This window comes from Frigoribacterium sp. UYMn621, assembly GCF_040549525.1.
Classification (GTDB): Bacteria; Actinomycetota; Actinomycetes; order Actinomycetales; family Microbacteriaceae; genus Lacisediminihabitans.
Window position 1 is genome coordinate 405886 of record NZ_JBEPTM010000001.1, and the last position, 12563, is coordinate 418448.

The 12563-nt window shown below is 64.1% G+C and carries 10 protein-coding genes; 7 read left to right on the forward strand and 3 right to left on the reverse strand.

Features of this window, described 5'->3' with window-relative positions:
• Window positions 1–179 precede the first annotated feature (179 nt).
• The 7 genes from araB (at window position 180) to ABIB54_RS02155 (ending at window position 9236) form a co-directional block, all read left to right on the forward strand.
• Entirely contained in the window at window positions 180–1904 is a 1725-nt protein-coding gene (gene araB, locus ABIB54_RS02125) for a ribulokinase (protein ID WP_354573861.1), read from the forward strand.
• On the forward strand, window positions 1901–2578 hold the full coding sequence (locus tag ABIB54_RS02130) for an L-ribulose-5-phosphate 4-epimerase (RefSeq protein ID WP_354573862.1): 678 nt from the start codon (window positions 1901–1903) through the stop codon (window positions 2576–2578). Before araB ends, ABIB54_RS02130 begins: the two co-directional genes overlap by 4 nt.
• A complete protein-coding gene (gene araA, locus ABIB54_RS02135) occupies window positions 2575–4095 on the forward strand; it encodes an L-arabinose isomerase (protein ID WP_354573863.1) in 1521 nt (506 codons plus the stop codon). The genes ABIB54_RS02130 and araA overlap by 4 nt, the downstream gene beginning before the upstream one ends.
• Before the next feature lie 123 nt (window positions 4096–4218).
• Window positions 4219–5340 (forward strand): multiple monosaccharide ABC transporter substrate-binding protein, encoded by a 1122-nt coding sequence (chvE, locus tag ABIB54_RS02140; RefSeq protein ID WP_354573864.1) that lies wholly within the window; start codon window positions 4219–4221, stop codon window positions 5338–5340.
• 90 nt (window positions 5341–5430) lie between these two features.
• Entirely contained in the window at window positions 5431–6972 is a 1542-nt protein-coding gene (gene mmsA / locus ABIB54_RS02145; protein WP_354573865.1) for a multiple monosaccharide ABC transporter ATP-binding protein, read from the forward strand.
• The gene (gene mmsB / locus ABIB54_RS02150) at window positions 6969–8183 is read left to right on the forward strand and encodes a multiple monosaccharide ABC transporter permease (RefSeq protein WP_354573866.1); all 1215 of its coding nucleotides are present in this window, start codon (window positions 6969–6971) and stop codon (window positions 8181–8183) included. Before mmsA ends, mmsB begins: the two co-directional genes overlap by 4 nt.
• 66 nt (window positions 8184–8249) lie before the next feature.
• Window positions 8250–9236, forward strand: a complete 987-nt coding sequence (locus ABIB54_RS02155) for a LacI family DNA-binding transcriptional regulator (RefSeq protein WP_354573867.1) — start codon at window positions 8250–8252, stop codon at window positions 9234–9236.
• A gap of 43 nt (window positions 9237–9279) precedes the next feature.
• On the opposite strand, the gene ABIB54_RS02160 is transcribed toward ABIB54_RS02155, so the two are convergent.
• From ABIB54_RS02160 to ABIB54_RS02170, 3 genes are all read right to left on the reverse strand, one after another.
• Entirely contained in the window at window positions 9280–10170 is an 891-nt protein-coding gene (locus tag ABIB54_RS02160; RefSeq protein WP_354573868.1) for a carbohydrate ABC transporter permease, read from the reverse strand.
• Complete coding sequence (locus ABIB54_RS02165; RefSeq protein ID WP_354573869.1) at window positions 10167–11129, reverse strand: carbohydrate ABC transporter permease; 963 nt, start codon at window positions 11127–11129, stop codon at window positions 10167–10169. Before ABIB54_RS02165 ends, ABIB54_RS02160 begins: the two co-directional genes overlap by 4 nt.
• 75 nt (window positions 11130–11204) lie before the next feature.
• On the reverse strand, window positions 11205–12524 hold the full coding sequence (locus ABIB54_RS02170; RefSeq protein WP_354573870.1) for an ABC transporter substrate-binding protein: 1320 nt from the start codon (window positions 12522–12524) through the stop codon (window positions 11205–11207).
• Between the last annotated feature and the right edge of the window lie 39 nt (window positions 12525–12563).

The window sequence follows — 12563 nt, forward strand, 5'->3', positions numbered from 1 at the left end:
AGGGCACCGCTGTCGGGGGATGCAGGAGTTATGCAAGGGGGAGTGTGCCCGGGGTTGCGGATTAATGGGAAGGGGCGCTAGTCTTCTGTCAAATGTGATCGCTCACATTTCCAAAAATGTGATCGCTAACATTATTCCGATACTGAGCCGTTCCCCAGCACGACAAAGGAGTCCCTGAGGTGAGTTCCCCCACGCCCGTCCCGGCAGCCGAGCAGTACGTCATCGGCATCGACTACGGCACCCTGTCCGGTCGTGCCGTTGTGGTGCGCGTCTCGGATGGCGCGGAGCTCGGCACCGGCACGCACGAGTATCCTCACGCGGTCATGGACACCGTTCTGGCGTCGAGCGGTGCGGTGCTCCCGCCCGACTGGGCGCTGCAGGTGCCGGCCGACTACGTCGAGGTGCTCAAGGTCGCCGTGCCGGCCGCCATCGCGGCATCCGGAATCGACCCGGCCCTGGTCATCGGCGTCGGCACCGACTTCACGGCGAGCACACCCCTGCCGGTACTCGCCGACGGCACCCCCCTCAACGAACTACCGGAGTATGCGGACCGCCCTCACGCCTACGTGAAGCTGTGGAAACATCACGCGGCACAGGGCCAAGCCGACCGCATCAACGAACTCGCGGCGTCGCGTGGCGAAAGCTGGCTCCCACGCTACGGAGGGCTCATCTCGAGCGAGTGGGAGTTCGCCAAGGGGCTTCAGCTGCTCGAAGAGGATCCGGATGCGTACGAGCGGATGGACCACTGGGTCGAGGCGGCCGACTGGATCGTCTGGCAGCTGACCGGCCGCTACATCCGCAACGCCTGTACCGCCGGGTACAAGGGCATCCTGCAGGATGGCGTGTACCCGAGTCGCGACTTTCTCGGCGCGCTCAATCCGGCCTTCGCCGGCTTCGCGGAGGACAAGGTCGCGCACGAGATCGGCCAGCTCGGGGCATCCGCCGGCACCCTGTCGAGGCGGGCGGCGGAATGGACCGGTCTGCCCGAAGGCATCGCGGTCGCCGTCGGCAACGTCGACGCCCACGTGACCGCTCCCGCCGCGCGGGCCGTCGAGCCCGGCCAGATGCTCGCCATCATGGGTACCTCGACCTGCCACGTCATGAATTCCGATGTGCTCACCGAGGTCCCGGGCATGTGCGGTGTCGTCGACGGTGGCATCGTCTCCGGACTCTACGGCTACGAGGCCGGCCAGTCCGGGGTCGGCGACATCTTTGCCTGGTACGTGAAGAACCAGGTGCCCGGCAGCTATCGGAGTGCGGCGGATGCGGCGGGCCAGGGCATCCACGAATACCTCACCGATCTCGTCAAGGACCAGCCGGTGGGCGGGCACGGACTCGTCGCCCTCGACTGGCAGAGCGGCAACCGCTCGGTTCTGGTCGATCACGAACTCAGCGGGTTGCTTCTCGGCACGACTCTCACCACGCGGCCGGAGGAGATCTACCGCGCCCTCTTCGAGGCGACGGCCTTCGGAACTCGCATGATCGTGGAGACCTTTGCCGCGAGCGGGGTGCCGGTCACCGAATTCATCGTGGCCGGAGGGCTTCTGCGCAATGCCTTCCTCATGCAGGTCTACAGCGACGTGCTGCGGATGCCGATCTCCATCATCGCGAGCGAGCAGGGGCCCGCGCTCGGCTCGGCCATCCATGCCGCGGTCGCGGCGGGGGCCTACGCGGATGTACTCGCGGCGGGCCGGGCGATGGGCAAGGTCGATAGTGCCGTCTACACGCCCGACTCCGCTGCGGCTGACGCCTACGACCTGCTCTTCGCCGAGTACGCGAGCCTGCACGACTACTTCGGTCGCGGGGGCAACGAGGTGATGCACCGGCTCAAGGCGATCAAGCGGGAGGCCGCTGGTCTCATAGCGAGCGGCAGCGAGCGTATCGAGATCGGGGCAGGCGCATGACTGCCACCCAGGATGCCATCGACACGGTCCGCGCCGATGTCGCGAAGCTGCACGAACTTCTCGTGCGCTACAACCTCGTGATCTGGACCGGCGGCAACATCTCCGGCCGGGTGCCGGGCGCCGAACTCTTCGTCATCAAGCCGAGCGGGGTCGAGTACGACGACCTCACGCCGGCGAATATGATCCTCTGCGACCTCGACGGCGCCGTCATCGAGGGATCGCATTCGCCCTCGAGCGACACCGCGGCGCACGCCTATGTGTACCGGAACATGCCCGAGGTGAACGGGGTGGTGCACACCCACTCCACCTACGCCACGGCGTGGGCCGCGCGAGGCGAGGCGATCCCCTGCGTCATCACCGGGCAGGCCGACGAGTTCGGCGGCGAGATCCCGGTCGGGCCCTTCGCGATCATCGGTGACGAGTCGATCGGCGAAGGCATCGTCGAGACCCTCACCGGTCATCGATCGCGCGCGGTACTCATGCAGAACCATGGCGTCTTCACCATCGGCTCGAGCCCGCGCGACGCCGTGAAGGCCGCCGTCATGGCCGAGGATGTGGCGCGCACCACGCACATCGCCCGCCAGCTCGGCGAGGTCATCCCCATTCCCCAAAAGAGCATCGACGCGCTGTTCGACCGCTATCAGAACGTCTACGGACAGAAGGACACCGAATGAGCCGCTCGATACTCCCCGATCTCGCCTCCTCCGAGATCTGGTTTCTCACCGGGAGCCAGGGGCTCTACGGGGAGGAGACGCTCGCGCAGGTCGCGAGCCAGTCGCAGGAGATCGCCGCGGCTCTCGGGGCGGCAACCGACATCCCGGTGACCATCGTCTGGAAGCCGGTGCTCACCGACTCGGAGTCGATCCGACGGATGGCTCTCGACGCGAACGCGGCCGACGGTGTCATCGGCGTGATCGCCTGGATGCACACCTTCAGCCCCGCAAAGATGTGGATCACCGGACTGGACCTGCTGCGCAAGCCACTGTTGCACCTGCACACGCAGGCCAACGTCGAGCTGCCCTGGGCCACGATCGACATGGACTTCATGAACCTCAACCAGGCCGCCCACGGCGACCGGGAGTTCGGCTACATCCAGACCCGGCTCTCGGTGGCGCGCAAGACCGTGGTCGGCCACGTGTCGAACCCGCAGGTCAAGGCCGGGATCGGCACCTGGAGTCGCGCCGCCGCCGGCTGGGCGGCCACCCACGAGCTCAAGCTCGCCCGCTTCGGTGACAACATGCGGTTCGTCGCCGTCACGGAGGGTGACAAGACCGAGGCCGAACTGCAATTCGGGGTGCAGGTGAACACCTGGGGGGTGGGCGACCTCGTTGCGGCCGTGGACGCGGCATCCGAATCCGACATCGATGCCCTCGTCGCCGAATACGCAGAGCTCTATGAGGTCGCTTCCGAACTTCTTCCCGGTGCGGAGAAGCACGACTCGCTCCGTTACGGTGCCCGCATCGAGCTCGGACTTCGATCCTTCCTCGAAGCCGGAGGGTTCAGCGCTTTCACCACCAGCTTCGAAGACCTCGGCGGGTTGCGCCAGCTGCCGGGGCTCGCGGTGCAGCGGTTGATGGCCGACGGCTACGGCTTCGGAGCGGAAGGCGACTGGAAGACCGCGGTGCTCGTGCGCGCGGCGAAGGTGATGGGCGCCGGGCTTCCCGGTGGTGCCTCGCTCATGGAGGACTACACCTACGACCTGACGCCGGGACAGGAGCTGATCCTCGGAGCCCACATGCTCGAGGTCTGCCCGTCGCTCACCACCTCGAAGCCGCGGCTCGAGGTGCATCCCCTCGGCATCGGCGGTCGCGAAGATCCGGTTCGCCTCGTCTTCGACGCGGATGCGGGACCTGCGGTCGTGGTCGCACTCAGTGACATGCGTGACCGCTTCCGACTCGTGGCCAATGTCGTGGAGGTCGTCGATCTGCCGCATCCGCTTCCGCAGCTGCCGGTCGCCCGCGCAGTGTGGAGGCCAGAACCGGACTTCGCCACGAGCGCCGCCGCCTGGCTGACCGCCGGTGCGGCCCACCACACCGTGATGTCGACGGCCCTCGGTCTCGAGGTGTTCGAGGATTTCGCCGAGATCGCCAAGAACGAACTCGTGGTGATCGACAAGAACACGAACCTGCGCGACTTCGGGCGCGAACTGCGCTGGAACCAGGCCTACTACCGGCTGGCTCAGCGGATGTAGCGACAAGACGTGCCGACCGCCACCCGGCGGTTCGGCGGGGATCGGGCCGACTTGGGCGGGCCGGATCCTGAAGGCACCACCCATGACAACGTCGTCCAACACATAAATCGAAAGGCAATCACAGTGAAGGCTAAAAAAATTCTCATCGGCATCGCCGCCGTCGGGCTCGCATTCTCTCTCGCCGCCTGCTCCGGCGGGCGTGGAGGCACCAGCAGCTCATCCTCATCGGGAAGCAGCAAGGGTGCCCTCATCGGCGTCGCCATGCCGACCAAGACATCCGAGCGCTGGATCAAGGATGGTGACGCCATCAAGTCCGACCTCGAGAAGCTCGGCTACAAGGTCGACCTCGAATACGGTGACGACAAGATCCCGCAGCAGGTGCAGCAGATCAGCAACATGCTGACCAAGGGTGCGAAGGTCCTGATCATCGCGTCGATCGACGGAACGGCACTGAGCGACCAGCTCGACCAGGCCGCGAAGTCCGGCGTGAAGGTCATCGCCTACGACCGCCTCATCAACGGCAACAAGAACGTCGACTACTACACCACCTTCGACAACTACAAGGTCGGCGTCGACCAGGCGACGAGCCTGCTCACGGGACTCGGAGTGGTCGACAAGGACGGCAAGGACACCGGAAAGAAGGGCCCGTTCAACATCGAGCTCTTCGCCGGCAGCCCCGACGACAACAACGCGACGTTCTTCTTCAACGGCGCGATGGACACGCTCAAGAAGTACATCGACGACGGAACCCTCGTCGTCAAGAGCGGCCAGACCGGATTCACCCAGGTAGCGACCCTTCGCTGGGACCCGGCCACGGCACAGAAGCGCATGCAGAACCTGATCGCGAGCACCTACTCGGGCGGTGACAAGGTGCAGGGCATCCTGTCGCCGTATGACGGTCTCTCGATCGGAATCATCTCCGCTCTCACCTCGTCGGGCTACGCCACCGATGCGCTCCCGATCATCACCGGACAGGACGCGGAGGCGGCATCGGTCAAGTCGATCATCGCCGGCCAGCAGTACTCCACCATCTACAAGGACACCCGCAAGCTGGGTAATGAAGCCGTGAAGATGGCGGATGACCTGCTCAACGGCAAGACGCCAGAGGTCAACGACACCAAGAGCTACAACAACAAGGTCAAGGTAGTTCCGACGTTCCTCTTCCAGCCCACCGTGGTCACGAAGGAGAACTACAAGTCGGTTCTCGTCGACAGCGGCTACTACACGGAGGCGGACCTCAAGTAGGTTCGTCCCGCCCCGGGGGTGGCGTCGGCCTTCCGCCGTCACCCCCGGACCCCTTTTTCCTCGTCGCTGTCAACGCAGAAAGAAGCATCGGTGACCACCAACATCCTCGAGATGCGCAACATCACGAAGACCTTCCCCGGCGTCAAGGCGCTGCAGGATGTCTCGATCGGCGTGCAACGCGGCCACATCCACGCGATCTGCGGGGAGAACGGCGCCGGCAAGTCCACGCTGATGAAGGTACTCAGCGGCGTCTACCCGCACGGAAGCTACGACGGCGACATCGTCTTCGAGAACGAGACCGTCGCCTTCCGCAACATCAACGATTCCGAGGCCGCGGGCGTCGTCATCATCCATCAGGAGTTGGCACTCAGCCCTTACCTGTCGATCGCGGAGAACATCTTCCTCGGCAACGAGCAGCAGACCGGCGGCTGGATCGATTGGAACAAAACGAACCTCGAAGCGGGAAAACTGCTCGCGAGGGTCGGTCTCAAAGACAACCCCATCACCAAGATCCGTGACATCGGCGTGGGAAAACAGCAGCTCGTGGAGATCGCCAAGGCGCTCTCCAAGGAGGTGAAGCTCCTCATCCTCGACGAGCCGACCGCGGCCCTCAACGACGAGGATTCTGCCCACCTGCTCGACCTGATCAAGCACCTCAAGGGCCAGGGCATCACGTCGATCATCATCAGCCACAAGCTCAACGAGATCAAGGCCATCGCCGACGAGGTGACGATCATCCGCGACGGCAAGACGATCGAGACTCTCGACATGCATGCCGATGAGGTGACGGAGGAGCGCATCATCAAGCTCATGGTCGGGCGCGACCTCGAGAGCCGGTTCCCCGCACACACGCCGAAGATCGGCGAGGAGCTGTTGCGCATCGAGAACTGGACCGTGCACCATCCCCTCGACCATGAACGAGCGGTGGTGAAAGAAGCCAATCTCTTCGTTCGTGCGGGAGAGATCGTGGGGATCGCCGGGCTCATGGGAGCGGGGCGGACCGAGCTCGCGATGAGCGTCTTCGGCAAGAGCTACGGCCACAACATCTCCGGGACCGTCTACAAGAGCGGCAAGAAGATCGACACCACGACGGTCTCAGCCGCGATCGCCAATGGCATCGCCTACGCCACCGAAGATCGCAAGGTCTACGGGCTCAACCTCATCGACGACATCAAGCGCAACATCTCGGGCGCCGCCCTCAACCTGCTCTCCCGCCGGGGCTGGATCGATGAGAACAGGGAGATCGTGGTGGCCGAGGGCTTCCGCAAGAGCATGAACATCAAGGCGCCGAACGTCGAGGTGCTCACGGGAAAGCTGTCCGGGGGAAACCAGCAGAAGGTCGTGCTCTCCAAGTGGATGTACTCGAACCCCGACGTGCTGATCCTCGATGAGCCGACCCGGGGGATCGACGTCGGTGCGAAATACGAGATCTACGGCATCATCAACGCGCTCGCCGACGAAGGAAAAGGAGTGATCGTGATCTCCTCGGAGCTGCCAGAGCTCCTCGGCATCTGCGACCGTATCTACGCCCTCTCGGAGGGACGAATCACCGCGGATCTGACGCGCGAAGAAGCGACCGCAGAACGCGTCATGCAACTCATGACCCAGGAAAGGGAGAAGGACCACGAATGAGTGACCTGACCAAGAAACCCGTCGCGCAGAAAAGCGCCTTCGCGTCGGCGACGACCTATCTCGCCAGCCAGCTGCGCCAGATCGGACTGTTCATCGCCCTGATCGTGATCGTGATCTTCTTCGAGATCACCACCGCCGGGATCACCCTGAAGCCGATCAACGTCTCCAACCTGATCGTTCAGAACAGTTACATCCTGATCCTGGCGATCGGCATGGTGATGGTGATCATCGCCGGGCATATCGACCTCTCCGTCGGCTCTGTCGTCGCGTTCGTCGGAGCGATGGCGGGGGTGATGATCACCCAGTGGCACATTCCGTGGGGGATCGCCATCGTGCTCTGCCTCGTCGTTGGCGCCCTGGTGGGCATGTGGCAGGGATTCTGGATCGCCTACTTCCGGATACCGGCCTTCATCGTGACCCTCGCGGGAATGCTCACCTTTCGTGGCCTCACCCAGATCGCCCTCGGTAACGCGCAGATCTCACCCTTCCCCGACGGCTTCCGGGCCCTCGGCTCCGGCTTCCTGCCGGATCTCGGTGGGGGCGTCAGCTTTCTGGAGCCGCTCACCGTCGGTATCGGCATCCTGGCCACGCTGTTGGTCATCGCTCAGGGCATTCGCCAGCGGGCCGCGCGCCGCAAGTTCGCGGTCGAGGATGAGCCGCTGCCCTGGTTCATCGCGAAGCTGGTCTTCACCTCTGCACTCATCCTCCTGATCAGCTACCTCCTCGCCAGTTACAACGGGACGCCGATCGTGCTCATCGTGCTCGGTCTGCTGGTCGTGATCTACTCGGCGGTGATGGCCCGGAGTGTGTTCGGCCGCCATATCTACGCGATCGGCGGCAATCTCAATGCCGCGGCGCTCTCGGGGATCAAGACCCAGCGGGTCACCTTCCTGCTGTTCGTGAACATGGGTGTGCTCTCCGCGCTCGCCGGGCTCGTCTTCACCGCCCAGTTGAACCTGGCGAACCCGAAGGCCGGTGACGGATTCGAGCTCGATGCCATCGCCGCCGTCTTCATCGGTGGGGCGGCAGTGACGGGAGGAATCGGAACGGTGACCGGGGCGATCGTCGGTGGCCTCATCATCGGGATCCTCAACAATGGAATGTCGATCCTCGGCGTCGGGTCCGAGTTCCAACAGCTGATCAAGGGACTCGTGCTTCTCGCCGCCGTTGCGTTCGACGTGTATAACAAGCGTCGCAACGGTGGTCGGTGACGCAAGGGGCACGGCTTACAGGGAGGCTGATCGTCGGGAAGCCGGCGATCAGCTAGCCTCGGTTTCGTGGCGAACATCATGGAGGTCGCGCGCCTTGCGGGCGTCTCCCACCAGACCGTGTCGAGGGTGCTCAACAACGAGAACACGGTGCGTCCGCAGACGCGGGCAAAGGTGGAGGCCGCGATCCGGGAGCTGCGTTACCGACCCAGCTCCGTTGCGCGGGCGCTCGCGACCCGCAAGACCCACACGCTGGGTCTCGTGAGCACCGGCAATCCGCTCTACGGTCCCGCGAGCATCGCCTTGGCATTCAACGGGGCGGCACGTGAGGCCGGCTACCAGGTCATCACCGCGAGCATGGCCGAAGCCGGTCGGGAGGAGATCCTGCAGGCCATCGACGTGCTGTTGAGACAGCAGGTCGAAGCGATAGTGCTCGTCGTCTCCGACCACTCCTCGATCGAGGCGATAGACGGACTCGAGCTCGACATCCCGCTCGTGACGGCCGACTCGAGTGGACACGGCAGCTTCCCCAGCGTATCGATCGACCAATTCTGCGGCGCCGAACTGGCAACCGCCTATCTCGCGGACCTCGGCCACCGCGACATCTTGCACCTTGCCGGTCCCGAGGGATCACTCGACGCCCGCGAGCGCGAGCGCGGCTGGAGGAGCGAGCTGGCGCGTCGGGCACTTCCGGTGCACGAACCCCTGCACGGTGACTGGACTGCCGACAGCGGTCGGGCCATCGGGGAGCGCCTCATCGCGGCGGGGATGACCTCCGCGATCTTCGTCTCGAATGACCAGATGACGCTCGGCCTGCTTCATGCGCTGGATGACCACGGCATCGCCGTGCCCTCAGAGGTGAGCATCGTCGGCTTCGACGACATTCCCGAGGCCGCCCACTTTTCGCCCCCGCTCTCCACGATCCGTCAGGACTTCACCGAGCTCGGTCGGCGGATCATGGGCACGGTGTCGTCCGTGCTCGACGGGCGTGTGCTCACCGATCCGGTGAAGACCGCTCCCCATCTGGTGGAGCGCGAATCGGCGGTCCGGCGCTGACGAAGGGTGCGGTCGACGCCGGGTACGGTCGCGCCAGGTCCGGTCACCGCCCGGCCAGGGAGCCACCGATCCCGCCGACGCTGAAGTACTTGTTCAGGGCGGCGAAGAGCAGCACCGGCGGCAGCATCATCACTACCGCAACAGCCATCACGAGGCCCCAGTTGGTCTGATTCTGCTGGAAGAAGGTCTGCAGGCCGATCTGCAGGGTGTAATTCTGATCGGATCGCAGGAACACGACAGCGACCAGATAGTCGTTCCAGGCGAGGAGGAAGGCGAAGATCGCGGTGGAGAGCACGCCCGGCAGCGAGTTGCGCAGCACGATTCGCGTGAAGCTTCCGAACACCGAGCATCCATCCATCCAGGCTGCCTCCTCGAGCGTGATGGGGATGGAATCGAAGTAGGCGGCCATCATCCAGATCGCGACGGACATGGTCGAGCCGACATAGATGATCGTGACACCGGCCAGATTGTCGACGAGGCCGATTTGGGCGAACAGGATGAAGAGGGGGATGACCGCGGTGACCACCGGCAGCGACTGGACGATGAACAGGATGAGCGAGTAACCGGAGACGAGCCTGCTGCGCCCCCGGGAGAGCACATAGCCGGCCGGCGCGGCGACCGTCACCGAGATCACGACGGTGACGATGGTGACGAGAAGGCTGTTGGCGAGCCAAGCGCCGACAGAGGTCTCGCTGAAGATCTTTCCGAAGTTCTCGAGTGTGACTCCGCGTGCGGTGCTGCCGAGTGAGGGTTCGAGGGAGAGGAGCACGACAGCGATAATCGGCACGAGCACGATGGCGCAGATGACGAGGATCAGAACGAATCGCCACCACTTGCCCCGCTCCTGGGCCTGGCTCAGGGTGCGGCGTTTTATCGGGCGTGCGGTCGTCTTGTATTGCCCGACGATCGCGGCACGGGAGGTTTCGACGCTCATTCGATGTTCACCTTTCGGATCTGGCGGTACAGCACCGTGGCGATGATCACGAGCACGATGGTCATCATGAACGCGATCGCAACCCCCGGTCCGGTCTGGAAGTTCTGGAAGACGGTCGAATATGCCAGCACCACGAGGGTCTGGGTGGAGTTGACCGGCCCGCCGCCGGTGAGCAGGAAGATGCTCGGGAAGTCATTGACGCAGAAGATGGTCATCAGGATCCAGCTGATGTAGGTCGAGCGGGAGATCATCGGGAGGGTGATCCGACCGAAGGTCTGGAACGCGGTCGCGCCATCGACCTTGGATGCCTCGTAGACGTTGACGTCGACGGAGGCCAGGGCCGAGGACATCATCATCATCATGAAGGGGAAGCTGATCCAGACCTTGAAGACACAGACCGTCACCTGTGCGAGTGTCGGATCGGCGAGGAACAGCACATTCCCGAGGCCGAGAGCCTGGGCGAGAACCGGGAGGGGTGACTGCGGGGTTGCCACCAGCCAGTTCCAGGATGTTGCCGAGACGACGACCGGAACGACCCAGGGCAGCAGAAGCAACACCTTGAAGACGCCACCGGCCGGGATGCGGGTGCGAAGCAACAGGGCCAAGCCGAGCCCGATCGCCCAGCTGCCGAACACCCCGACGAGCGTGAAGACGACGGTGAATCCGGCGGCGTGCCAGAAGGCCGGGGTCTGCACCATGGCGATGTAGTTGTTCAGGCCGACGAAATTGCCCGCGCTGAGCAGGTCGCCGTTGCGAAGCGACTGCAGCCCCGCATAGATGACCGGGTACAGGTTCAACAGCACGAGAAGAATCAACGACGGCAGAACGAAGAAGACGAAAGCCCGCGAGTGGGTGAACCGTCTTCTGCGCTCGCGCTCGCTGGCCGGTTTGCCCGACCCGGCGTTGCCCACGCCGCTCCGCGCCTTCTTGAGCGCTCCGATCACGGACTCGGTCGTCATGTACTTCTCCTTTGAAGGTGGTCGAGGTGCACAAAGGGTGGGTCCGACTCGCGTCGGACCCACCCGAAGCCGGTGCTACTTCATCAGGCCTTCCATCGAGGTCTGCAGTGCGGTGAGAGCAGCCTTCGAGGTCGTGTTGCCACCGAGGATGGTCTGCGCGAAGGTGATCATCGGAGCGGTCCCATCGACGGTGTTCGCGATGTTGTAGAAGAGGCCCGATCCGCCGGGTGCGGCCCAGGTCTTGAAGATCGGCTGCCATTCCTTGATGATCTTCACGTTGTTCGGGTCCGCCTGGAACTCGGGGGTCTCGGAGATCGACTTGAGCGGCGGAAGGCCGATGCCCGTCTTCTTCGTCCACAGCTCCTTCATGTTCTGGTAGTAGTACGTGAGGAATGCCTCTGAACCCGCCTGACTGGGAGTGTTCTTGTACATCATGATGTTGTTCGGGAAGTACAGGCCGCCCTTCTTGCCGCTCGGGCTGGTGAGCGGACTGCCGACCACGAGGTCGCCCGCGACATCGCCGACGGCACCCGCTGCGAGACCGGCGCCGTCCCATCCGAATCCGAACTTCTTGGCCTTCCACTGCGATTGCACGTTCGCACTCGTGTAGGTGGCAGATGCCGGGTCGCTGTAGCCGCTCTTCACGAGGTCGAGGATGAAGTCCATGGCCTCGATGTTCTCGGGCGTGACACAGTCGGGCTTCTTGTCCGCGTTGAACAGTCCGCCGCCGTTGTTGATCATGAAGGCCGTGAGGATGTGGCTGCCGGTGAAACTGCCGGCTCCGGATCCGAGGCCGAAGCCGTAGACACCGTTCTTCTTGAGCGCCGCGCAGACGTTCCGGTACGAATCCCAGTCCGTCGGCGATTCGACGCCCGCCTCCTGCATGAGCGTCTTGTTGTACCAGGAGATCCGCACGTCGAGGTTGTAGGGCACCGCCGCGTAGCCCTTGTCCGTCTTGAGGGTGTCGACGAGGCCATCGAAGAAGTCATCATAGATGCCGTTCTTCTTCCAGCTGTCGATGAGGTTGTCGGCGTAGGCGATCTTGCCCTGCTCGGCGAATTGGAACGCCTGCGTGCCGCCACCGGAGCTCACTGCCGGCCCCGTGTTGGAGGCAACGGCCGAGGAGAAGGTCTGGGTGAAGTTCGCCCACTGGATCTCCTGGTAGGTGGCGGCGCCCATACCGCTCTTCGGCTTGTACGCGACGGTGATCTTCTTGTCGAGCGGATTGAACTCGGTGCCGCCCCACGGCATGTTCCAGAACTTGATCGCCTTCGCGGAACCCCCGGATCCGCCCCCTGTCGAACACGCGGCCAGGGCGGCGGTCGCTGCCACGCCCCCGGCAATTCCGAGGAACCCCCGCCTCGAGAAGGAAGAACCTGTGGATTGTGACGCCATGACAGTTTCCTTTCCAGCCGCCGTCGCCAATGGCGGCGG

Excerpts from the sequence above, each read along its gene's own strand:
- mmsB (WP_354573866.1), top strand. The coding sequence starts at position 6,969 with ATGAGTGACCTGACCAAGAAACCCGTCGCGCAGAAAAGCGCCTTCGCG.
- ABIB54_RS02170 (WP_354573870.1), bottom strand. The coding sequence starts at position 12,524 with ATGGCGTCACAATCCACAGGTTCTTCCTTCTCGAGGCGGGGGTTCCTC.
- ABIB54_RS02165 (WP_354573869.1), bottom strand. The coding sequence starts at position 11,129 with ATGACGACCGAGTCCGTGATCGGAGCGCTCAAGAAGGCGCGGAGCGGC.
- araA (WP_354573863.1), top strand. The coding sequence starts at position 2,575 with ATGAGCCGCTCGATACTCCCCGATCTCGCCTCCTCCGAGATCTGGTTT.
- ABIB54_RS02130 (WP_354573862.1), top strand. The coding sequence starts at position 1,901 with ATGACTGCCACCCAGGATGCCATCGACACGGTCCGCGCCGATGTCGCG.
- ABIB54_RS02160 (WP_354573868.1), bottom strand. The coding sequence starts at position 10,170 with ATGAGCGTCGAAACCTCCCGTGCCGCGATCGTCGGGCAATACAAGACG.